Raw genomic sequence first — 26,869 nt, forward strand, 5'->3', positions numbered from 1 at the left:
ATGCGTGCAACAACAACCGGCGGGTCTCAGACGCCCCCGACCGGCACCGGTTTCGAGAACGGCTTCCCACTGTCGTCCGCCCAGCGGGGAATGTGGTTTGCTCAGCAACTCGCCCCTGACGTTGCAGTGTGCATCGCCCAGTACGTGGACCTACGGGGCAACCTGGACATAGCAGTCCTGCAGGAAGCGTCGGCTCGGGCCGGACACGAGTTCCAGTCCGCCTACCTCCGTCTGGCCGAAGTCGACGGAGAGGCCGTTCAGGTTGTCGATCATTCGATCGACCAATCCGTGCACTATCTGGACCTTCGCGGCGAGGACGATCCGATGTCCTCGGCGCTGCAGTGGATCGACCACAACTATGTGCAGCCGGTCGACATGGAGAACGATCCGCTGGTCGATAGCTGGATCATTCAGGTCGAGGACGAGCGCAACCTCTGGTACAGCAAGATCCACCACGTAGCACTCGACGGCTACGGTGCCATGACGCTCGTCAACCGCACCGCTGCGCTGTACACAGCCGCCGTCGAGCACTCCGAACCCGAGCCCAACAAGGCGGCCGAACTTCGCCGTCTGTACGAGCTCGACCAGGACTATCGGACGTCGACACGCTTCGAGTCCGACAAGGAATACTGGGTCGCCCGCGCCGCCGACATCCACGACGGCGCAACTCTGTCGAACACGGACGGCCGCACGATCGCCGCCAGCAAGCTGCGCAGCATCGCTCTGCCCGCGGATGTCGTGACCGCTCTCGAAGGGTCCGATTCCACCAAGGGCGGAACCGCAGCCGCGGTGTTCATCGCCGCGTTCGGCTGCTACCTCTCTCGAATGACCGGACGAGACGACGTACTGGTCAATATTCCGGTGTCCGCTCGAACCACGGCGCTGCTCCGCCGATCCGGCGGAATGCTGGTCAACGTCGCGCCGATTCCGATGCACGTCCGAGAGGACGCCACCGTCGGTGAACTGGTCCAGCAGGTCCAGCTCGAATTGATGGGCGCTCTTCGGCACCAGCGGTTCAGCATCGAGGACATCCGGCGCGAACTGGCAGCCACGGGAAGCGACAAACAGCTCACCGGGCCGATGGTCAACATGATGCTGTTCCACCAGCAGATCAACCTCGGTTCGATCGTCGGCGAGTTCAACATCGTCACGTCGGGGCCGGTGGAGGACCTTCTGGTCAACGTGTACCAGAGTGGTTCACCAGCAAGAACATTCGTCGACTTCAGGGCCAACCCGAACCGGTACGACGACGACGATCTCACTGCGCACCACTCGAGTTTCGTGGATATGGCAGAAGCTTTCATCGCGGCCGGACCCGATGTCGTTGTCGCCGAGGTACATCCGGACAGTGCCCGCGAAGGCCGACGACGCCGACGCGTCTCCGCTCAGCTCGCCTACTGGACCGATCGACTCTCCGACTCTCCCGACCTGAGCGGCATCCCGAGCGATCGCGTCCGCCCTTCACGTATCGGCCACGTTCGTGCATCGCACGAGATCACTCTCGGATCCACGTCCTGGGCAGCAGTCGAAGAACTGGCTGCCGACCGCGGGACAACACCGTTCGTGGTATTCGAATCTGTTCTCGCCGTGCTTCTTTCGCGTCTGGCCAGCACCGACGACGTCTCGATTGCCGTGCCCGCCGACAGCGGAGAAACCGTCGTTCTGCGGACCAACCCGGACGGACGGCAGTCCTTCGGCGACTTCGTTGCTGCGTCCAGTCTCGATTTCGATGCTGCTTTCGCACACGGTGACGTGTCGTTCGACGACGTCGTCGACGCCCTGGGTCTGTCCCGGTCCGGCTCGCACAGCCCGTTGGCTCAGATTGCGCTTCGATTCGGTCCCGCGGCTCTGCCTCACGACGGAATCGATATGGATCTTGTCGTCACCGTCGACGAATCCGATTCGGTGAGTGTCGTTTTCGATTACGCCACAGAACTGTTCGACGCCGGGAGCATGTCGCAGTTCGGCCGCCGCGTGGTACGAATCCTCGACGCGCTCACGGGTGCACCCGACGTGTTGATCGGTGATGTGGACATGCTGTCCACGGCCGAGCGTGCTCGACTGGCTCCGGTTCGTGGGCCGCGGTCTGTGGTGGGTGTGGTGTTGCCGGAGTTGTTGGCTGGTGCTGTGGGTGTTGCTGGTGTCGGTGGTGTTGCGGTGGTGTCGGGTTCGCGGGTGCTTTCGTATGGTGAGTTGGATGCGGCGTCGTCGCGGTTGGCGCGGATGTTGATGTCGTGTGGTGTGGGTCCGGGGTCGTTCGTGGCGTTGGCGTTGTCGCGGTCGGTGGAGTCTGTGGTGGCGGTGTGGGCGGTGGCGAAGGCCGGTGGTGCGTTCTTGCCGGTGGATCCGAATTATCCGGTGGATCGGATCGAGCACATGTTGGTCGATTCGGGTGCTGTGGTGGGTGTGACGTTGGGTGCTCATGTGGGTGCGGTGTCGGGTGTGGGTGGGGTGTCGTGGGTGGTGCTCGATGATCCGGATGTGGTGGCGGATCTGGCGTTTCGGTCGGCTGCTCCGGTGTTGGATGCCGAGCGTTCGGGTGTGTTGCGTCTCGATGATGCGGCGTATCTGATTTATACGTCGGGGTCCACTGGTGTGCCCAAGGGTGTGGTGGTCACTCATCGTGGTGTGGGGAACTTGGCTGCTGAGGAGCGGGTTCGGTTCGGTGTGGGTCCGTCGTCTCGGGTGTTGGCGTTTGCGTCGCCGAGTTTCGATGCGTCGATTCTCGAGTTCGTGTTGGCGTTCTCGGGTGGGTCGACGATGGTGATTGCTCCGCCGTTGGTGTTCGGTGGGGTGGAGTTGGCGTCGTTGTTGGCGCAGGAGCGGGTCTCGCATGCGTTCGTGACGCCGGCGGCGTTGGCGTCGGTGGATCCGGTGGGGTTGGAGTCGGTGGAGGTTGTGGTCACCGGTGGTGATGTGTGTGCGCCGGAGTTGGTGGCGCGGTGGGCGCCGGGTCGGCGGATGTTCAATGCGTACGGTCCGACGGAGGCGACGATTTTCTCGTCGATTTCGTCGGCGTTGGTGGTGGGGGAGTCGGTCGATATCGGTTCTCCGACGATCGGTTTCGCGGAGGTGGTGTTGGATGCGCGGTTGAATCCGGTGCCGGTGGGTGTGGTGGGTGAGTTGTATCTGGCGGGTCCGGCGTTGGCTCGTGGGTATCACGCGCGGTTGGGTTTGACGGCGGAGCGGTTCGTGGCCAATCCGTTCGGTGGTGCGGGTTCGCGGATGTATCGCACCGGTGATGTGGTGCGGTGGAATGCTTCGGGTGCGTTGGAGTATGTGGGGCGTAGCGATTTTCAGGTGAAGGTGCGTGGTTTCCGGATCGAGTTGGGTGAGATCGATTCGGTGTTGGCGGCGGTGTCGGGTGTCGATTTCGTGGTCACTGTCGGGCGTGAGTCTGCTGCTGGGGCGACGGTGTTGGTGTCGTATGTGTTGCCGGTGGCTGGGACGGTTCTGGATGCGGCTGCGTTGCGGGAGCATGTGGGGTCGGTGTTGCCGGCGCATATGGTGCCGTCGGCGTTGGTGATGCTCGAGTCGATTCCGTTGACTCCGGCAGGCAAGCTCGACCGAAACGCACTACCCGAACCGGAACTCGGATCGCAGAGTGCGTTCGAAGCGGCGCAGACGGAGTACGAAGCCGCTGTAGCAGCGGTCTTCTGCGACGTTCTCGAGGTCGATCGGGTCGGAGTGACCGACAGCTTCTTCGATCTCGGTGGAAACTCGCTGGTGGCAACCCGATTGATCGCGCGAGCCAATTCTGCCCTCGGAACCGATCTGAAAGTTCTCGACCTGTTCGAGGCACCGACGGTGCGGGCCCTGGCAGAACGTGCGGAGGCAAAGGGTGCCTCGTTGCATCGCCGTCCGGCACTCGTTGCGCTCGACCGGCCCGAGTCCGTTCCGCTCTCTCTCGCACAGCAGCGAATGTGGTTCATCAACCAGTTCGATGTGGCGTCGCCCGCCTACAACATTCCACTCACCGTCCGGTTGACGGGTCGCCTGGACGTCACTGCGATGTCCGCGGCAATCGGCGACGTTCTGTCGCGGCACGAGTCTCTCCGGACGGTCTTTCCCACGGTGGGCGATCTGCCGAACCAGGTCATCACCCCGGTCGAGGACGTCACCGGCACCAACCTCCCACTCGACTTCGTCGAGGTCGACGCCGCGTCGGTCGACGCACTCGTCCGGAGCTCTGCCACAACAGGATTCGACGTCACGGTCGATCTCCCATTCCGAGCCGTGCTCTATCGGACCGGCGCGGAGAGTTTCGTGCTCGCCATCGTGGTACATCACATCGCTGCTGACGGTGCCTCGATGGCACCGCTGGCGCGCGACGTCATGGTCGCCTACGGCGCCCGGTCTGCCGGATCGGCTCCGACGTGGGATCCCCTGGCCGTGCAGTACGCGGACTTCGCCCTGTGGCAACATGCCGTCCTCGGCAACGAGAACGACCCCACATCCGTGGCGTCGCGGCAGATCGAATTCTGGCAATCGGCACTGGCAGATCTGCCCGACGTGTTGCCGATGCCGCTCGATCGACCACGGCCCATTCGGCAGTCGATGCGCGGCAGCGTCACCCCGTTCACCATTCCCGCCGATGTCGCCGCTCGATTGTCCTCGGTTGCGACCGAACACGAGTCGACGCTCTTCATGGTGGTCCACTCCGCACTTGCCTTGCTGCTCGCGCGGTTGAGCGGCACCCGCGACATTGCTATCGGAACCCCGATCGCCGGTCGAGGGGATGCAGCACTCGACGATCTCGTCGGTATGTTCGTCGGCACGCTCGTGCTGCGGACACAGGTCGAGCCGCATGCAACTTTCGGCGAATTGTTGGCCGCTACCCGACGTTCCGATCTTGCTGCCTTCGACAACACCGACATTCCGTTCGAGCGACTCGTCGATGTGCTCGATCCGGCGAGATCGACCGATCATTCACCGCTGTTCCAGGTTCTCCTCGAATTCCAGAACAACGCCTCGGCCACGCTGGAATTGCCCGATCTCACCGTCGAGTTCGAGGAAATCAGCACCGACACGGCGAAGTTCGATCTGCAACTCCGCGTCGATCAGAACCCCGCCGACGAGTCCGGCGCGTTGTCGGCTGCCTTCACCTACGCCACAGATCTGTTCGATCCCGACACCATCGATCGGTTCGTCGACCGCTTCCTGCGAATCGTCTCCACCATCGGCACGTCGACGGACGTCCGAACCGGCGACATCGACATTCTCTCCGCTGCAGAACGGGAACTCGTTCTGTTCGAGTGGAACGACACCGCACGATTGATCGAATCGTCCTCGGTCCACCAGCAGATCCCGGCGGGGGATATCGGTGTCACGCTGAGCAGCTTGTTCGACCGGCAGGTGCTCCGCAGTCCGTACTCGACCGCGCTGGTGTTCGAGGACGAGCACATCACGTATCTCGAATTGGACGAGCGTGCCAATCAGCTCGCCCGGCACCTCATCTCGCTCGGCGTGGCACCCGAAGCCCACGTCGGCCTGGCAATGCGACGATCGATCGACCTGCTCGTGGGCATGTACGCCATCGTCAAGGCCGGTGGTGCGTATGTTCCGATCGACCCGGACCATCCGGTCGAACGCTCGTCCTACGTGCTGTCGAGTGCTCAACCGGTGTGCATTCTCACCACGAGCCGCGACTGGATCAACATTCCGGTGGCAACTCCGGTTCTCGCCGTCGATTTGTTGGACGTATCGGATCGCGATCACTCCTCGATCACCGATGCCGACCGACTGGGCAGCCTGAGTGGTTCGAACACCGCTTACGTGATCTACACCTCCGGTTCCACCGGCCGGCCCAAGGGCGTGGCAGTCACGCACTCCGCCATCGTGAACCGCCTGCTGTGGATGCAGCACGAGTATCGTCTCGAGCCCGCCGACACCGTTCTGCAGAAGACGCCCGCCACCTTCGACGTCTCGGTATGGGAATTCTTCTGGCCGCTTCAGGTGGGCGCCAAACTCGTCGTGGCAGAGCCTGACGGACACCGCGACCCCGCGTATCTCTCCCGCATCATCGCTGACGAGCACGTCACCACCGTGCACTTCGTACCGTCGATGCTCGCGGTGTTCGCTGCCGGTGCCCGGGCCGCCGAGTGCGTATCGCTGCGGCTGGTCTTCTGCAGTGGCGAAGCACTTCCGCCTGCCACTGCGGCACAGTTCGCTCAGTTCTCCCTCGCGGAGTTGCACAATCTCTACGGTCCGACCGAAGCTGCAGTCGACGTCAGTTACTACCACGTGACCGGACGGGATCCGGTTTCCATCCCCATCGGCGCACCGGTGTGGAACACCCGGTTGTACGTTCTCGACGCGTCGTTGCGGCTGGCACCGATCGGCGCACCCGGCGAGCTGTATCTCGCCGGTGTCCAACTCGCACGCGGTTATGTCGGCCGCGGCGATCTGACGGCAGATCGCTTCGTCGCCGACCCGTTCGGGGAACCGGGCGAGCGGCTCTACCGCACAGGCGATCTGGTTCGCTGGCGCGCGGACGGTGAGCTCGAGTACATCGGCCGTACCGATTTTCAGGTCAAGTTGCGCGGCCTGCGCATCGAGCTGCCCGAGATCGAAGCCGTCCTCCTGCGATCCGAGTCGGTCGCCCAGGCGATCGCATTGGTGCACAAGGATCCGAACACCGGCGAGACACTGGTCGCGTACGTGGTGGGCGCACACGGTGCTGCCGTCGACCCCACCGATCTGACGGCCGAGGCCGCGCGGCGGCTTCCGGCCTACATGGTGCCCTCGCACGTGGTGGTGCTCGATTCGCTGCCGGTCAACGCCAGCGGAAAGCTCGATCGAAAGGCACTGCCTGCACCCGAGTTCACCGTCGCGGCATCGGAATTCGTCGGTCCCGAGAATCCCGTCGAAGAAATCGTGGCCGGCATCTTTGCTGACCTGCTCGGCATTTCTCAGGTGGGCGTCACGTCGAGCTTCTTCGAGATCGGTGGCAACTCGCTGATCGCGATGCGTCTGGTAGCGCGGGTCAACGCCGCGCTCGGAAGCAACATCGGGATCCGGGATCTGTTCGACGCGCCCACCGTGCGCGCGTTGTCCGCGGGCATCGACATCCGCGAACACGATGCCGAGGCAGCTCCGCGACTGGTTCCGCAGGAGCGCCCGGACGTCGTACCGCTGTCACTGGCGCAGCAACGAATGTGGTTCATCAATCAGTACGACACCGAGTCGGCTGCCTACAACGTCGCCTTCGCCATGCGGCTGAGCGGTGCCCTCGACGTCGATGCGATGCGATCGGCCATCGGTGATGTCCTGACCCGGCACGAGTCTCTTCGCACGATGTTCCCGCTGTCCGACGACGGCCCTGTGCAGTCGATTCTCGACGTGGCGTCTGCACTGCCGGATCTGACTCCGATCACCGCGGACGACGAGCGGCATGTGCACGAACTGATCGGCGATGTCGCCGGCTCGGGCTTCGACGTGGTGGCGGACGTTCCGTTGCGCGTCCGATTGATCCGGGAGCGCGAGAACGAGCACGTACTCGTCATGGTGGTGCACCACATCTCGTCCGACGGCTTCTCCAGCGCACCGTTGGCCCGCGATCTGATGGTGGCGTACAGCGCCCGTGCAGCAGGGCATGCGCCGAGCCAGGAACCATTGCCGGTGCAGTACGCCGATTACGCACTGTGGCAGCGTCGATACCTCGGCACCGAGTCCGATCCAGAGTCGCTGATGGCACAGCAATCGACCTACTGGGTCGACACACTGTCCGGCAGCCCCGAGGTTCTGCCGCTGCCCACCGATCGCCCCCGCCCTGCGGTGGCGTCTCTGCGCGGCGACTCGGTCTCGTTCGAGATCGACGCTGCCGTCCACGCGCGGCTGGCAACTGTTGCTGCCGAACACAATTCGAGCTCGTTCATGATCGTCCACGCCGCATTGGCCGTACTTCTCGCCCGGCTGTCCGGCACCGAGGACATCTCCGTGGGAACGCCGATCTCGGGTCGAGGGGATGCCGCGCTCGACGAGCTCGTCGGCATGTTCGTCAATACGCTCGTGCTGCGGACTCAGGTGCCGAGCTCCACTCGATTCGAGGATTTCCTCTCGGACGTTCGTGCTACCGACCTCGCGGCGTTCACGCACTCGGACATCCCGTTCGAGCGCGTGGTCGATGCGGTCGATCCCGCGAGATCGACCGCGCATGCGCCGTTGTTCCAAGTGATGCTCGAGTTCCAGCACACCGACCGACCGACGGTGACGTTGCCCGGCCTGTCGATCGAGGGCATCGAACTGCCCAACGACATCTCCAATTTCGACCTGCAGTTGACGGTCTCGGAAGAGTTCGACAAGTTCGGGGCACCGGTCGGCATCGGTGCCGGTTTCCGCTACGCCACAGAACTGTTCGACGCCGACACGGTCCGAGCCCTCGCCGATCGCCTCGCGCGAATCCTCGATGTCGTGACGACTGACCCGTCCGTCCGGATCGGGGACATCGACATCCTGTCGGACGACGAATACGCCTCCCTGGCTCCGGTTCGTGGGCCGCGGTCTGTGGTGGGTGTGGTGTTGCCGGAGTTGTTGGCTGGTGCTGTGGGTGTTGCTGGTGTCGGTGGTGTTGCGGTGGTGTCGGGTTCGCGGGTGCTTTCGTATGGTGAGTTGGATGCGGCGTCGTCGCGGTTGGCGCGGATGTTGATGTCGTGTGGTGTGGGTCCGGGGTCGTTCGTGGCGTTGGCGTTGTCGCGGTCGGTGGAGTCTGTGGTGGCGGTGTGGGCGGTGGCGAAGGCCGGTGGTGCGTTCTTGCCGGTGGATCCGAATTATCCGGTGGATCGGATCGAGCACATGTTGGTCGATTCGGGTGCTGTGGTGGGTGTGACGTTGGGTGCTCATGTGGGTGCGGTGTCGGGTGTGGGTGGGGTGTCGTGGGTGGTGCTCGATGATCCGGATGTGGTGGCGGATCTGGCGTTTCGGTCGGCTGCTCCGGTGTTGGATGCCGAGCGTTCGGGTGTGTTGCGTCTCGATGATGCGGCGTATCTGATTTATACGTCGGGGTCCACTGGTGTGCCCAAGGGTGTGGTGGTCACTCATCGTGGTGTGGGGAACTTGGCTGCTGAGGAGCGGGTTCGGTTCGGTGTGGGTCCGTCGTCTCGGGTGTTGGCGTTTGCGTCGCCGAGTTTCGATGCGTCGATTCTCGAGTTCGTGTTGGCGTTCTCGGGTGGGTCGACGATGGTGATTGCTCCGCCGTTGGTGTTCGGTGGGGTGGAGTTGGCGTCGTTGTTGGCGCAGGAGCGGGTCTCGCATGCGTTCGTGACGCCGGCGGCGTTGGCGTCGGTGGATCCGGTGGGGTTGGAGTCGGTGGAGGTTGTGGTCACCGGTGGTGATGTGTGTGCGCCGGAGTTGGTGGCGCGGTGGGCGCCGGGTCGGCGGATGTTCAATGCGTACGGTCCGACGGAGGCGACGATTTTCTCGTCGATTTCGTCGGCGTTGGTGGTGGGGGAGTCGGTCGATATCGGTTCTCCGACGATCGGTTTCGCGGAGGTGGTGTTGGATGCGCGGTTGAATCCGGTGCCGGTGGGTGTGGTGGGTGAGTTGTATCTGGCGGGTCCGGCGTTGGCTCGTGGGTATCACGCGCGGTTGGGTTTGACGGCGGAGCGGTTCGTGGCCAATCCGTTCGGTGGTGCGGGTTCGCGGATGTATCGCACCGGTGATGTGGTGCGGTGGAATGCTTCGGGTGCGTTGGAGTATGTGGGGCGTAGCGATTTTCAGGTGAAGGTGCGTGGTTTCCGGATCGAGTTGGGTGAGATCGATTCGGTGTTGGCGGCGGTGTCGGGTGTCGATTTCGTGGTCACTGTCGGGCGTGAGTCTGCTGCTGGGGCGACGGTGTTGGTGTCGTATGTGTTGCCGGTGGCTGGGACGGTTCTGGATGCGGCTGCGTTGCGGGAGCATGTGGGGTCGGTGTTGCCGGCGCATATGGTGCCGTCGGCGTTGGTGATGCTCGAGTCGATTCCGTTGACTCCGGCAGGCAAGCTCGACCGAAACGCACTACCCGAACCGGACTGGTCCGCTCAGGTCACCACGGGCGGCCGCGATGCCGACAACGCGGTCGAGAAGACGTTGGCCGGATTGTTCGCCGAGGTCCTGCGGCTGGACCGCGTCGGCGTCGACGATTCGTTCTTCGCGCTCGGCGGCGACAGCATCATGTCCATTCAGTTGGTCTCGCGCGCCAAGGCCGCAGGTCTTGCTCTCTCGCCGCGAGATGTGTTCGAGCACAAGACTGTTGCTGCACTGGCAGAGGTGGTCGCAGCCGGTGACGGGACTGCTCCATTGGTGCTGGAGGAATTGCCGGGAGGCGGTATCGGAGACGTACCGCTGACCCCGATCGTGGCATGGATGCTCGATCGCACGGCAGTGCTCGACAAACACACCCAGACCGCTGTGCTGACGCTTCCGGCGGACATCGAACTCGACGTTCTCGAAGCCACTGTCCAGACGGTTCTCGATCACCACGACATGCTCCGCGGTGTACTGCATCGCGGTGAGAACCCTGCGATGGAGGTCCTTCCCGTCGGATCGGTGGCGGCGCAGTCGGTTGTTCACCGAGTCTCGTCGACGACAGTGCACGGTCCGGAGTTCTCGGAGCAGGCCAAGACGGAAGCGGCGGCAGCAGTGTCCCGCTTGGCGCCTGATTCCGGCGTCATGATCCAGATGGTGTGGTTCGACGCAGGCACCGAGGGGAGCCGTCTGCTCGTTGTCGCCCATCACCTGGTGATCGATGGCGTGTCCTGGCGAATTCTCGTTCCGGATCTCGCGTCGGCATGGGCTCAGATCATCGGCGGAAACACTCCGGAGCTGGCTCCGGTCGGCACCTCGATGCGCCGTTGGTCTCACGGCTTGCGTGAGGTCACCGCAACCCGCGCCGACGAGCTGGAGATCTGGCGATCTGTTGTGGCGCAACCTGATCCGCTCATCGGATCGCGTGCTCTCGATCGCGAGATCGACGTGTACCGGACCGTGGACAAGATCGAGACGACTCTGTCGACCGACGTCACCGAGGGACTGCTGACTGCACTGCCCGACGCCTTCCACGGCAGCGTCAACGATGGTCTTCTCGCCGCTCTCGCCCTCGCCACCGCCGTCTGGCGACGAGGGCGCGGCGTGGTCGTCGACGACGCTTTCATCTCCCTCGAGGGCCACGGCCGCGAGGACCACGTCGTACCCGGTGCTGACCTCGGCCGCACCATCGGCTGGTTCACCACCATCTACCCGCTCAGATTGACCCTCGACGGTATCGATCTCGACGACGCTCTTGCCGGCGGTGCCGATGCAGCGCGCCTGATCAAGTCCGTCAAGGAGCAGTTGCTGGCCGTTCCGGATCACGGCATCGGCTACGGCATGGTGCGATACCTGGACGAGACGGGTGCCGCTGCTCTTCGCGACTTCCCGGCTCCCCAGGTCAGTTTCAATTACCTCGGGCGCTACAGCACCGACATTCCGGACGAGCTTCGCGGGCACGGCTGGTTACCGGTCGACGATTCCGGAGTCGGTGATTCGCAGGACGAGGATCTACCCGTCGCCGCTGTGCTGGACATCAACGCCGTCACCACGGCGACACCGACCGGCCCACGATTGGAAGCCTCCTTCGCGTTCCCGACAGGCGTGCTCGACGCGGCCGAGGTCGAAGAGCTGGTCGAACTGTGGCGACAGGCGCTCACCGCGCTGACTCTGCTTGCGCAGCGGCCCGGAGCCGGCGGTTTCACTCCGTCCGATCTCGAGCTGGTTCGGCTCGACCAGAGCTCCATCGACGATCTCGAACGCGTCTATCCGACACTGGACGACATCTGGTCGATGACGCCTCTGCAGGCCGGTCTGCTGTTCCACGCCGAGCTGTCGGATCAGTCCGTCGATGCCTACATCGTCCAACTCGTGTTGGAACTGCGCGGAGACGTCGACGAAGCTCGCTTCCGACGGTCCGCGCAGGCCCTGCTGCGTAGACACGCCAACCTGCGTACCGCCTTCGTACACAACACCGACGGCGAGTCGATCCAGATCGTGCACCACGAGGTGGACGTGCCGTGGTCGTCGATCGACCTCACGGGTCTGGACGACGACGACCGGGCAGCCGAGCTCGAACGCATCGAACACGAGGACCGGGCCACCCGTTTCAACATGGCGCAGGCACCGCTGTTGCGCTTCATGCTCGTCACGATGGCTCCGGGCGAGTGGCGTCTGGTGATGACCAACCATCACATCTTGCTCGACGGTTGGTCGACGCCGCTGCTGCTCAAAGACCTGCTGACCCTGTACGTGGTCGACGGCGACGAGACCGTGCTCCCGCGCGTCCCCGCCTACCGCGACTACCTGTCGTGGCTCGCAAAACGTGACCGCTCGTCGGCAACTGCGGCGTGGACCGACGCGCTTGCCGGATTGTCCGAGCCCACACTGCTGACTCCGGTCGAAAGTCGGCGCCAGGAATCGACGTTGGCCGGCCGCGCGCTGATCTCGTTGGACACCGCACGGACCGACCGCCTGCGGGCCGTCGCCCGAGCACGCGGCGTGACGATGAATTCCATGGTGCAGGCGTCGTGGGCAATGGTCCTCGGCACCTTGACCGGACGCTCCGACGTGGTGTTCGGTGCGACCGTGTCCGGACGACCGCCTGAGGTCTCCGATATAGAGTCGATGGTCGGCTTGTTCATCAACACTCTGCCGGTCAGAATCGTGCTCGATCCGTCCGAGACACTCGGTGAATACCTCGATCGGGTGCAGGCCGAGCAGGCCGCTCTGCTCGATCACCACTACCTCGGCCTCACCGACATTCAGCGGGCCGTGGGACCGGCCGTCGCCTTCGACACCCTGACGGTGTTCGAGTCCTACCCGATGGACCGTGCCGGCCTGTCGGCCGAGACCGACCTCGCCGGCATGCATGTCCACGACGTCCACGACGGCAGCGACACAGCGCAGTATCCACTCACTCTGGTCGCCATGGTCGACGACCGATTGCACATCGAGGCCAAGTATCTGCCCGAATTGTTCGAACACAGCGTTGTTAGAGCAACGATCGACAGAATCGTCCGGGTACTGGAAGCCATTTCCACCGACACCGATCGACGGGTCGGATCGCTGACACTGCTGTCCGAGGACGAACTGGCTCGACTGGCCCCGGTTCACGGCCCGGCGTCGTCGAGTGTTCGTCTGCTCCCGGAGATCTTCACCGATGCTGCGGCGACGAACACCGACGGCATCGCGCTGTGGAGCGAGAACGGCAGCCTCGACTACGCCGAGCTCGACGCGCGGTCCTCCGCTCTTGCCCGCGCACTCATCGCCCGCGGTGCCGGGCCGGAAAGTGTTGTCGCCCTGGCTCTGCCGCGCTCCGTCGATTCGGTTCTCGGAATCTGGGCGGTCGCCAAGACCGGCGCGGCATTCCTGCCGATCGATCCGAGCTACCCCCGCGATCGCGTCGAGCACATGCTGGTCGACTCGAACGCCTCCATCGGCCTCACACTGTCCACGCACGTGTCCGCGCTCGACGGTCTCGGCTCGGCCCGGTGGACCGTCCTCGATCAGGAAGACACCGCTTCCGAGCTTGCCGGGCTCTCGACCACCCCGGTGCGCGACGAGGAGCGAACGCGTTCGATACACGTAGATCAGGTCGCCTACCTGATCTACACGTCGGGCTCGACCGGTGTGCCCAAGGGCGTCACCGTCACCCATCGCGGTCTCGCGAACCTGGCAGAGGAGGAGCGAAGCCGATTCGAGGTGACTCCCGATGCTCGAGTCCTGGCTTTCGCTTCGCCGAGCTTCGACGCCTCCATCCTCGAACTGGTCATGGTGTTCTCCGGTGCCGCAACAATGGTCATCGCACCGACCTCTGTCTTCGGCGGTACCGAGCTGGCCGCACTGCTCGCCGAGCAGCACGTGACGCACGCGTTCGTCACGCCCGCAGCGCTGGCTTCCGTGGACCCCGAAGGCCTCACCGAGCTGCGCGTCGTCGCCACCGGTGGCGACGTCTGTCCGCCCGAGTTGGTTGCTCGCTGGGCGCCGGGTCGTCTGATGTTCAATGCGTACGGACCCACCGAAGCGACGATCTTCTCGTCGATCAGCGATCCTCTACACGGCGATTCCTCCATCGACATCGGTTCGCCGACAATCGGTTTCAGCGAGGTCGTTCTCGACGCACGGTTGCATCCCGTTCCGGTCGGAGTTGTGGGAGAGCTGTATCTCGCCGGGCCGGCGCTTGCCCGGGGCTACCATTCCCGATTCGGTTTGACAGCAGACCGATTCGTTGCGAATCCCTTCGCCGAGCCGGGTGCGCGGATGTACCGCACCGGAGATGTCGTGCGGTGGACCGAATCCGGGACACTCGAGTACGTCGGGCGGAGCGACTTCCAGGTCAAGGTCCGCGGGTTCCGCATCGAACTGGGCGAGATCGACGCTGTTCTGACCGACGATCCGACGGTCGAATTCGCCACTACTGTCGGGATCGACGGTCCGACGGGAAACACGATCCTGGTCGCCTACGTTCTTCCGCGGCCGGGTCGACAGATCGACGCCACCGCCTTGCGGACCCATGTCTCGAGTTCGCTTCCTACGCACATGATCCCGACGGCGTTCGTCGTGCTCGAGTCGATTCCGTTGACCCCTGCCGGCAAGCTGGATCGAAAAGCATTGCCCGCTCCCGATCTCCATCTCGGAAGTGATTCACGTGCTCCCCGTACCGCGACGGAGCGCATCATCGCCGAGATATTCGGCGAGGTGCTCGGAATCGACTCGGTCGGTATCGATTCGAGCTTCTTCGATCTGGGCGGAGACTCTCTCAGCGCCACCAGGCTCACCGCACGAGTCAACACTGCCCTCGACACTGCGATCAGTGTGCGTGCCCTGTTCGAGGCTCCCACTGTCGAGTCGCTCGCGGAGCGCGTGGACAGCAATCCGCTCGGTACGGCTCGACGCCCCGCGCTCGTGGCGAAGCCGCGGCCGAGTTCGATTCCGTTGTCCTTGGCTCAGCAACGAATGTGGTTCATCAACCAGTTCGATGTGACGTCGGCGGCGTACAACATCCCGCTCGCGGTTCGTCTGACCGGTCGTCTCGATATCGCTGCGATGAGCGCGGCCGTCGGCGACGTTCTGGAACGACACGAGTCACTGCGCACGGTGTTCCCCACCCGGGGGGAGCGACCCGAACAGAACATTCTCGATGTGCAGACTGCATCGACGGAGCTCGACGTTGTCGATCTCGACGCGGGCGAGGTCGTGGCGGCCATTTCGGCCGCAGCGGCACAGGGATTCGACGTCTCGACCGAGCTGCCCTTCCGCGCGGTTCTGTACCGGTTGGCACCGGACGAGTTCGTGCTCTCGATCGTCGTGCATCACATCGCCGCCGACGGCGCGTCCATGGCACCACTGGCGCGAGACGTCATGGTGGCGTACGGAGCCCGTGCCGCAGCCACAGCTCCGATGTGGGTACCGCTCGAGGTTCAGTACGCCGACTTCGCGATATGGCAGCGCGATGTTCTCGGTGACGAGTCCGATCCGTCGTCACTCGCCGCACAACAGCTGGACTTCTGGAAGTCCGCCCTGGCGGACTTGCCAGAGGTTCTCCCGCTGCCGTTGGATCATCCTCGCCCGGCCCGTCAGTCGTTGCGTGGCAACAGCGTTCGCTTCGAGATCGACCGCGACACCCATGCGACACTGGTCGACGTCGCGCGCTCCAACGAGGCAACCGTCTTCATGGCCGTACACGCGGCATGGTCGGTCCTGATGGCCCGACTGAGCGGCACCGAGGACATCGCAGTCGGTACCCCGATCGCCGGTCGAGGGAACGCCGCACTCGACAATCTGGTCGGCATGTTCGTGGGTACGCTCGTTCTGCGTACCGACGTGGCACCGCACCTCTCGTTCACCGACCTGCTCCGCGCCACGCGCACGGCCGATCTGGCTGCGTTCGACAACACCGACGTCCCGTTCGAGCGGTTGGTCGACGTACTCGACCCGACGCGTTCGACCGACCACTCGCCGCTGTTCCAGGTACTTCTCGAATTCCAGAACAACACCTCGGCGACGCTCGAGCTGCCGGACCTGACCGTCCGAGCCGTGGACATCGACGCACACGTGGCGAAGTTCGATCTACAGCTGACCGTTGCGGAGAACTTCGACGAGACCGGTGCGCCGTCCGGCATGACCGCGGCGATCACGTACGCGGCCGACTTGTTCGAAGAATCGTCCGTCCAGGAGTTCTCGGCACGCTTCGGTGCCGTTCTCGATGCAGTCACTGCCGATCCGGACAGGGCCGTCGGCGACATAGATCTGCTAATCACCGGCGAACTCGATGCGATGACGCACGGGTGGAACCACTCGGGTCTCGAGGCAGACGACGCGACCTTGGCCGACCGATTCGCCGCTGCTGCAGCACGATTCCCGGATTCGCGTGCCGTCGTCTTCGGCGATCGATCGATGACCTACGCCGAACTGGACGACCGTTCGAGCCGCCTGGCCCGGGTTCTCATCGGTCGCGGCGTGACGTCCGAATCGCTCGTTGCGGTCGCAATGCCGCGTGTCGAGCAACTGATCGTGGCGCTGCTCGCCGTGATCAAGTCCGGAGGCGGGTATCTGCCGATCGACGTCTCGTACCCGGCTGACCGACTCGCGTTCATGCTGGAGGACGCCTCGCCTGTCTGCGTCATCTCCACCGTGGCCGACAGCACTGCGGTTCCGGCCTCCGACGTCGATGTTCTCCTGGTCGATGCGCCGGAACTGATCGCGGAGCTGAACGATGTCTCCGGCACTCCGCTGACGGATGCGGACCGCTCGGGCAGGACCAGTGCAGATTCGATCGCGTACGTCATCTACACCTCGGGTAGTACCGGCCGTCCCAAGGGCGTGCAGATCGCGCACCGCAATGTGGCGACACTGTTTGCGAACACCGCGGATCTGTTCGACTTCGACGACCACGATGTCTGGACGATGTTCCACTCGTACGCGTTCGACTTCTCGGTGTGGGAACTGTGGGGCCCGTTGCTGCACGGCGGAACGCTTGTCGTCGTCGATTACTACACAGCACGCTCGCCGGAGCTGTTCCGCGAGTTGCTGGTGCGCGAGAAGGTCACGGTGCTCAACCAGACACCGACGGCGTTCTACCAGTTCGCGGAAGCCGACAGGGTTGCCACCGCAGCCGTGGGAGCTGCCGACGATTCCGCAGAACTCTCGCTGCGTTACGTGATATTCGGCGGTGAGGCACTCGATCTCGGACAGTTGGGCCGTTGGTATGCCCGACACGACGAATCCGCTCCGACCCTGGTGAACATGTACGGCATCACCGAGACGACGGTCCACGTGAGCCACCTCGCCCTGACCGAGGAGTTCGCCGCCTCGGCCTCCGCCAGCGTCATCGGTCAGGCGATCCCGGCACTGACCGTTGCCGTTCTCGACGCGCGTCTGAACCCTGTGCCACCTGGCGTGACCGGCGAAATGTACGTCTCCGGGGCACAGCTCTCGCGCGGCTACCTCGGACGGGCCGGTCTGTCGGCAACCCGTTTCGTGGCCGATCCCTCGGGTCGGGCCGGACACCGGATGTACCGCACCGGTGACACGGCGCGATGGAACCGCGACGGGGCGCTCGAATATCTGGGCCGCAGTGACATGCAGGTACAGCTGCACGGGTTCCGCATCGAACTCGGTGAGATCGAAAGCGCTCTGCTCGCATTCGACGGTGTCGCCGCCTCCGTGGTCTCGGTACGAGACGACGGATTCGGCGACCGCCTGATCGGCTACGTCGTAGCCGAATCCGGTCGAACCCTCGATCACTCCGCCGTTCTCGATTTCGTGGGCACCACACTGACGTCCTACATGGTGCCTGCCGCTCTCATCGTGCTGGACGAGCTGCCCCTCACCGCCAACGGCAAGCTCGATCGCCGCGCATTGCCGGCGCCGGACTTCTCGGCCAACGTCACCGAAAGTCGCTTGCCTGCAACAGAAGTCGAGTCCATTCTCGCCGGCCTGTTCGCGGACGTGCTCGGACTCGACACCGTCGGCGTCGACGATTCGTTCTTCGCACTCGGCGGCGACAGCATCATGTCGATTCAGCTGGTCTCCCGCGCCAAGGCGGCAGGCCTGGTGCTGGCTCCACGTGACATCTTCGAGCGCAAGACCGTGGCCGCGCTGGCCGAGGTGGTCGTTCTCGGCGGCGATGTAGTCGTACTGGAAGAGCTCGACGGCGGGGGAGTCGGCCCGCTGCCCCTGACACCGGTCGTTCGGTGGATGTTGGACCGCAGCACCGAATTCGGTCGCTACACCCAGACCGCTCTGCTTCAGCTCCCGGTCGGTATCGACACCACCACGCTCGAGCGCACAGTTCAGGCCGTGCTCGATCGTCACGACATGCTGCGGTCTCGTCTGTTCCAGGACTCGGACGGCACGTGGCGCGAGGAAGTGTCTTCGGTCGGCTCGGTGTCCGCCGCGTCCGTCGTCCACGCAGTCCCGGTGGATTCGGTCGACGGTTCCGAGTTCTCTTCCCGCGCCGCGGCGGAACTCGATGCCGCAGCAGACCGACTCGTCCCTGCCGACGGCGTCATGGTGCAGATGGTCTGGTTCCAGGGTCCAGGCGGATCCGGTCGACTTCTCGTCGTCGCACATCACCTCGTCATAGACGGCGTGTCCTGGCGAATCATCGTTCCGGATCTGGCGACCGCGTGGAGCCAGATCGTCGGAGGCGACGAGCCTGAATTGGACGCGATCGGCACGTCGATGCGCCGCTGGTCGACCGGTTTGACCGAGGTCACCGCGAGCCGGACCGGAGAGCTCGGGCTCTGGCAACGCATCCTCGACGGCGAAGATCCGACCATCGGCTCGCGACCACTGGACAAGCGAGTGGATGTCGACGCGACCGTGCAGCGCATCCGGACCTCGCTACCCGTCGAGGTCACCGAACGACTGCTCACGACTGTGCCGAATGTCTTCCGGGGCAGCGTCAACGACGGTCTGTTGGCGGGATTGGCTCTGGCGCTGACCGCATGGCGTCGCGAACGCGGAAACGCCGTTCGTAGCGCTCTGATCACACTCGAGGGCCACGGACGTGAGGACGCCGTTGTACCCGGTGCCGATCTCGGCAGGACCGTCGGCTGGTTCACCACGATCTTCCCGGTGCGCCTCGACCTCGGCTCCGTCGACATCGCCGACGCGTTGTCCGGCGGAGACTCCGCCGGCGCGCTGATCAAGGCCGTCAAAGAGCAGCTGCTCGAGATCCCTGATCACGGTATCGGCTACGGCATGCTGCGGTACCTCGATCCCGCGGCAACCGAAGCTCTGGCCGATTACGCCGCTCCCCAGGTCAGTTTCAACTACCTCGGGCGCTTCTCGACCGGTTCGTCCGAGGGCATGGAAGACGTGGGCTGGATTCCTGTGGCCGACGCCGAACTGGGCGACGCACAGAACCCAGACATGCCCGTACCTGCTGCGTTGGACATCAATGCCGTCACGACATCGACACCCGACGGCCCGCAGCTGGACGCCACCTTCGCGTTCCCGGCCGGGATCCTCGGTGCCGACGAGGTCGATCGGCTGATCGAGCTCTGGACGCAGGCACTCACCTCGATCACCGAGCACGCCTCGGCCGAGGGTGCGGGTGGTCTCACCCCGTCGGATCTCGAGCTGGTCGACATAGATCAGAGGTCCATCGAGGTACTGGAGAACAGATTCCCCGACCTGGACGACGTGTGGTCGATGTCGCCGCTGCAGGCCGGCTTGCTCTTCCACGCGCGCCTCGCGGGCGAGGTCGGCAGCGACACTGCGGGCGTCGACGCCTACATGGTGCAACTCGGCCTCGAGTTGCGTGGCACCGTCGATTCCGCGCGGATGCACGCCGCGGTCGACAAGCTCGTCTCGCGTCATCCGAATCTGCGGGCAGCGTTCGTCCACAACAGCACCGGCGAGTCTCTGCAGATCGTGCAGAGTGCGGTCACGGTTCCGTGGGCCGAAATCGATCTGCGCGGTGAAGCCGATGTCGAGGCTGCACTGGAAGCAGTCCTCGAAGCCGATCGCGGTGTTCGGTTCGAGATGGACTCCGCGCCGCTGCTTCGCTTCACGCTCATCACCCTCGCCGACGATCACTGGCGACTGCTGCTGACCAACCACCACATTCTGCTGGACGGGTGGTCGACACCGCTGGTCGTCAAGGAGCTCATCACGCTGTACGTCACCGAGTCCGACGACTCGATGCTGCCGCGGGTGCCTGCATACCGGGACTACCTGGCATGGATGCGGCAACGCGACGTCTCGATCTCCACCGCGCAGTGGGTCAGTGCGATGGCTGGCGTCGAGGAGCCGACTCTTCTGGTCACCGGCGATCGAGGGCGGCAACTGTCCACCGTCTCGCGCGAATCCGAGCGCTCGCTGTCGATCGAGACCACCGCTGCCCTACGCGATTTCGCGGCGCGGCGCGGGTCGACTCTCAACACACTGGTACAGACCGCGTGGGGCGTCGTGCTCGCGACACTGACCGGTCGAGACGACGTCGTGTTCGGTGCCACCGTGTCGGGACGTCCGCCTGAGGTCCCGGGCATCGAAGGCATGATCGGGCTGTTCATCAACACGCTGCCCGTTCGGGTCACGCTCGATCCCGGCGAGACGCTGGGCGCTCTGGTCGATCGTGTTCAGTCGGAGCAGGCGTCGTTGCTGGACCACCACTACCTCGGACTGACCGACATCCAGCGTGCGGCAGGTGCCGGGGTCGCATTCGACACGCTGACAGTGTTCGAGTCGTATCCGGTCGATCGGGCCGGTGCCTCTGCGGCAACGGATTTCGCTGGTATGCAGGTGACCGACATTCTGGGAACCGACGCCGCGCACTACCCTCTGACTCTGGTCTCGTCCGTCGACGAGCGCCTGAATCTGAAAGCCAAGTACCTGCCTGAACTCTTCGACGTCGAGGATGTCGACGCCATCGTCGATCGAGTCGAGCGGGTGCTCGACGCAGTGCTGGCTGACGAACAGCAGCCTGTGGCCCGACTCCGCCTGCTTGATCAGGACGAATTTGGCTCCCTTGCACCGGTATTCGGAATCGAGGGCCACTCGACGCGTTTGTTGCCGGAGATCTTCTCCGATGCCGCAGCGATCGATCCGGACGCCATCGCACTACGCAGCGCGGACGGAGAGCTGACGTACCGGGAGCTGGACCGACGGTCGAACAAGCTCGCGCGGATTCTGCTGAGCCACGGCGTGCACACCGAGACGTTCGTCGCGCTCGGTATCGCGCGATCCATCGAGTCCGTTCTGACAGTGTGGGCTGTCGCCAAGTCCGGTGCAGCATTCGTTCCGGTCGACCCGAACTACCCGGCCGATCGCATCGAGCACATGCTGGCGGACTCCGGTGCCAGTTTCGGCGTCACCACCCGTGCCCATCTCGACGACCTACCTTCGACCGTGCCGTGGATCATTCTGGACGATCTCGCCGCGGACGGCCCGAACGGCGTCGGTGACGAGCCGATAGCCGACAGTGAACGGCACGGCCGGGTCACCCTGGACAGTGCTGCGTACACGATCTACACGTCGGGTTCGACGGGCGTTCCGAAGGGCGTCGTGGTCACGCACTCCGGCCTCGACAACTTCGCGACCGAGCAGCGCGAGCGCTACGGCGTCTCGAAGGACTCACGGACGCTGCACGTTTCGTCGCCGAGCTTCGATGCCTCCGTGCTCGAATATCTGCTCGCGTTCGGCGTCGGAGCAACGATGGTGATCGTGCCGCCGACGGTGTACGGCGGCGAGGAGCTCGCGGCGCTGTTGGCCTCGGAGGCAGTGACTCACGGATTCATCACTCCGTCTGCACTCGCGTCGGTCGACCCGACCGGTCTCGACACGTTCGCCGATGTCGTCGTCGGCGGCGAGGCCGTCCCGGCCGAGCTGGTCGGCAAGTGGGCCCCCGGGCGCAATCTGTACAACGGGTACGGACCGACCGAGGCCACGATCATGTCCAACATCAGTGCACCGATGGTCGCCGGCGAACCGGTGTCGATCGGCGGGCCGGTGCGCGGCGTGCACGAGGTGGTCCTGGATTCTCGGCTGCAGCCGGTTCCGATCGGCGTTGCAGGAGAGCTGTACCTCGCCGGTGTGGGTCTGGCCCGCGGCTACCACGACCGAACGGGCCTGACGGCAGAGCGATTCGTCGCCGATCCGTTCGGCGCACCCGGTTCGAGGATGTATCGCACCGGAGATGTGGTGCGGTGGTCACCGGATCTGACCATCGAGTACGTCGGTCGAAGCGACTCCCAGGTCAAGGTTCGCGGCTTCCGCATCGAACTCGGCGAAATCGACGCTGCGCTCTCCGCGCATCCCGCGGTGGACTTTGCGGCGACCTTCGGCACGCCGGGGCCTTCGGGGGCCACGGTCCTCGTTGCGTACGTACGTCTCACAGGGGAGGGTGTCGACACCTTCGACACCGCTGTGCTGCGCGATCATCTCGCCGCTGCGCTGCCGTCCCACATGGTTCCGAGCGCCATCGTCGTGCTCGAGACCATTCCGCTCACCCCCGTGGGCAAGCTCGATCGTGCTGCCCTGCCGATTCCGGAGTTCGGCGCGGCCACGTCCTACCGCGAGCCGAACACCCCTGCCGAGCTCACCGTCGCTGCGGTGTTCGCCGAGATCCTCGACATCGACCGAGTCGGTGCCGACGACAGCTTCTTCGAGCTGGGGGGCGACTCGCTCAGTGCAACTCGAGTGATCGCGCGAGTCAACGCCGAATTCGGTACTGCGATCGGCGTTCGCACGATCTTCGAGACGCCCACGGTGTCGGGTCTGGCGAATGCGGTCGGTACCGCGGACACCCGAACACAGCGGCCGGCCCTCGTGGCAGTTCAGCGTCCCGAGCACATTCCGCTCTCGCTCGCTCAGCAACGTATGTGGTTCATCAACCGGTTCGACACCTCGTCGGCGGCATACAACGTGCCGCTGGTCGTCAAACTGACCGGGCAGCTGGACACGGCGGCACTGGCCGCCGCAGTCGTCGACGTTCTCGAACGCCACGAGTCGCTGCGTACGACCTTCCCCGAGGGTCCGCAATTCCCGGTACAGCTGGTGCATCCGGCCGGCGATGTGGCACCGACGGTCGAACCCGAACGGATCGATGCCGGTGTACTGACCGATCGCGTGGCTCTCTTGGCGGGTCGAGGGTTCGACGTCACCACCGAGATTCCGGTGCATGTCGAACTGTTCCAGGTGCTCGACACGACCGGCGCAGCGACGGACGATCATGTCTTCGTCCTCGCCATGGTGGTGCACCACATTGCCGCCGACGGCGCATCGATGGCACCGCTGGCGCGCGACGTGGTACTCGCGTACTCGGCTCGCAGCGCAGGACACGCACCGGATTGGCGGCCGCTACCGGTGCAGTACGCCGATTACACGCTCTGGCAGCGTTCGCTGCTCGGCGACGAAAAGGACGAGTCGAGCGTCGCCGCGGCCCAGTTGGAGTACTGGACCACAACGCTCGCAGGCCTGCCGGATCTGTTGCCGTTGCCCACCGATCGCCCTCGTCCGACCACTCAGGATTTCCGTGGTGGCCGGGTGCGATTCACCGTCGACGCCGAGATACATCAGGCACTCGTCGAGCTGACCCGCGAGCAGAACGTCAGTATGTTCATGGTTCTGCACGCCGCGTTCGCCGTGGTGTTGGCACGACTGAGCGGCACCGACGACATCGCGATCACCACCCCGGTGGCAGGGCGCGGTGACGCGGGCCTGGACGACCTCGTCGGTATGTTCGTCAACACCTTGGTGCTGCGCAGCCGGGTTGTCGACTCCACCTCGTTCGTGGATCTGCTCACGCAGGTGAAGGCACACGATCTCGATGCCTTCGATCACACCGAGATGCCGTTCGAGCGCATCGTCGAGGTGCTCAATCCCACCCGGTCGACGGCATACGCTCCGCTTTCGCAGGTGGCACTGTCGTTCCAGAACAACGAGAAGGCGTCGCTCGAGCTCCCCGACCTGCGGGTGGAGGGCTTCGACTTCGACGTACCCGTGGCCAAGCAGGACCTGCAACTCCTGGTGTCCGAGAATTTCGGGGACGACGGGCGACCGGCGGGCTTCGAGGCAGCGTTCGATTACGCCACATCACTGTTCGATGCGGCCACCGTCGACGCCATCGCGGCGCGTCTGGTTCGTGTACTCGACGCCGTCGGGAACGATCGACTCACCGCGGTGGGGGACATCGATCTTCTCGGTGCCGACGAGAGGCAGGCTTTGGCACCGGCCCGCGGGTCGGTTGACGTCGCGCTACGGACATGGCCGGAAATGCTCGCCGCGTCGGTGGCACTCGACCCGTACGCGGTCGCCGTCACCTATCGAGGCGTGAGCCTGTCCTACGCAGATCTCGACAGCTGGTCCAACCGAATTGCTCGGATGCTCATCGACTACGGCGTCGGCCCGGAAACGTTCGTCGCCCTGGCACTGCCTCGGTCGATCGAATCGGTTCTGTCGGTGTGGGCGGTTGCCAAGACCGGCGCAGCGTTCTTGCCGGTGGACCCGAACTACCCGTCCGATCGCATCGCGCACATGCTCGAAGATTCGCGCGCTGCAATGGGATTGACCGATGTCGACAGTAGGGATTCGCTACCCGACACCGTGCCGTGGCTTGTCCTGGACGATCCCGAGACGTCCTCGGAACTGGCTCGTTACCCCGTGGACGCCGTCACCGACTCGGAGCGCACAGCGACGTTGCACCTCGACCACCCGGCGTACCTGATCTACACATCGGGTTCGACGGGTCGGCCGAAGGGCGTGGCGGTGCGGCACCGAGGCATGGCCAACCTGCAGGCCGAGGTCATCGAGCGATTCCGACCGACCCGAGATTCTCGGGTGTCGCACATCGCCTCGCCGAGTTTCGACGCGTCGGTGTACGAGCTGACGATGGCATTCGGCGTCGGCGCCACGGTCGTGATCGTGCCGCCGGGTACATTCGGCGGCAGCGAACTTGCCGACCTGCTCGAGTCCGAACACGTCACGCACGCATTCCTGACTCCGGCGGCGTTGTCCTCGATCGACGAGACTCGTCTCGGCACTGTCCGCGTCCTTGCGGTCGGCGGCGAGGCCTGCACTCCGGAACTGGTGGCCAAGTGGGCACCCGGCCGCAAGATGTTCAACGGGTACGGTCCGACCGAGACCACCATTCAGGCGAGTGTCGGTGGGCCTTTGGTGCCCGGCGGCACGGTGGATGTCGGCAGCCCAGGCACCGGATTCCGGTTCGTGGTGCTCGACGCACGCCTGCGACCTGTCCCGGCGGGTGTCTCGGGCGAGCTGTACATTGCCGGCCCGGGCACTGCACGCGGGTACCTACGGCGATTCGGACTCACAGCCGAGCGGTTCGTAGCCGACCCGTTCGGTACTCCGGGTGAGCGGATGTACCGAACCGGTGACGTGGTGCGCTGGGGGAGTACCGGTGCCGTCGAATTCGTCGGACGCAGCGACTTCCAGGTCAAGGTGCGCGGCTTCCGTATCGAACTCGGCGAGATCGACTCCGCGCTTACCGAGGCCGAACAGGTCGGATTCGCCGCCACGATAGGACACACCGCGGCGTCCGGGGACACGGTGCTCGTCTCATATGTCCTGGCGGCAGACGGCGAAACGGTCGACACTGAGGCGCTCCGGGATCGAGTCGCCAAAGTGCTTCCGCCGCACATGGTTCCGTCGGCGATCATCGAACTCGACGACATTCCGCTCACCCCTGTGGGCAAGCTCGACCGTCGGGCATTGCCGATACCGGAGCTGACGGTCTCGACAACTCCGTACCGAGCACCGAGTACCGACGTGGAGGCTGCTATCGCCGACGCCTTCGCTCAGGTTCTCGGAGTCGAGCGAGTCGGCATGGACGACAACTTCTTCGAACTGGGCGGAACCTCGCTGGTGGCCACGAAGATCGTGCCGGCCATCGAAGGTGCCATCGGAGTACGAGTGCCGCTGCAAGCGTTGTTCGTCGACCCCACACCGGCTGGGCTGGCCGCGCGGGTTGCGTCCGACGCCGATGCCGCGGGTGCCGATCTCGATTCGGTGTTCGGGGTGATGATTCCACTGCGTGGTACCGGATCGAAGGCACCGCTGTTCTGCGTCCACCCAGGAATCGGGCTCTCGTGGGGATACGCCGGTATCGTCTCGAAATTGACCGACGACCGTCCCGTGTACGGCCTGCAGCTGCCGAGCATCGTGGAAGGTACGACGTTCGGGTCGATTCGCGACCTCGCGCATCGGTACGCCGACGAGATCCGCACTGTCCAGCCGGTCGGTCCGTACCACCTGCTCGGTTGGTCGCTCGGCGGCTCGCTCGCTCACGCGATCGCAGTGGAATTGCGCAGCACCGGCAGCGAAGTTCGCACACTCGCTTTGCTGGACAGCTACGTCGACGGCCACGACGACGACAACACCGACGGAGCGTTGAGCGTCGAAAATCTGCTCGGCGGACTGGGTCTCGACCTGACGGCGCAGCCGTCGGCCAAGCCGCTGACCTACGAGAGGGGCGTAGAACTGCTCGACGAATCCTTGGGTCAGACGACCGGCGTGACTGCTGATCATCTGCGAAGAATCAACGCAGGATTCGAGAATTCGACAAAGATCATGGCCGAGTTCGTACCGGACGTCTTCGACGGAGATGTTTTGTTCTTTTCAGCAACGAAGGGTGCAAGCGACGGAATTGTCAGATCACCGCAGGAATGGCGACCGTACGTGACAGGGGATATCGTCATCCACGACGTCGAGGTTTTCCACAACGAGATGACAAATGCCGATGCGGCCGATGTAATCGGGCCGATCGTCGATTCTCATCTCGGTAATACAGCTGAATAACGTTTGGCGTGTTCTTCACATCGAGGAGCACCTGTACGAATAACATCGGCGTTCGGTACCAATGCGGTCGAATGCTCGTCACTACAACCAGGGGACAGAA

At 64.4% G+C, this 26,869-nt stretch carries 1 protein-coding gene; it reads left to right on the forward strand.

What is annotated here, in order from left to right; all coding sequences use genetic code 11:
• Positions 1-26,769 carry a non-ribosomal peptide synthase/polyketide synthase gene (locus O4220_RS17755; protein WP_269606590.1) on the forward strand — a complete coding sequence of 8,923 codons (26,769 nt, stop codon included), beginning with the start codon at positions 1-3 and terminating at the stop codon, positions 26,767-26,769.
• The last annotated feature ends 100 nt before the right edge of the window (positions 26,770-26,869 follow it).

Source organism: Rhodococcus ruber (genome assembly GCF_027270735.1).
Taxonomy (GTDB): Bacteria; Actinomycetota; Actinomycetes; order Mycobacteriales; family Mycobacteriaceae; genus Rhodococcoides; species Rhodococcoides rubrum_A.

What these genes read in the sequence shown, in the direction of transcription:
- O4220_RS17755 (WP_269606590.1), top strand. Translation starts at nt 1, where the DNA reads ATGCGTGCAACAACAACCGGCGGGTCTCAGACGCCCCCGACCGGCACC.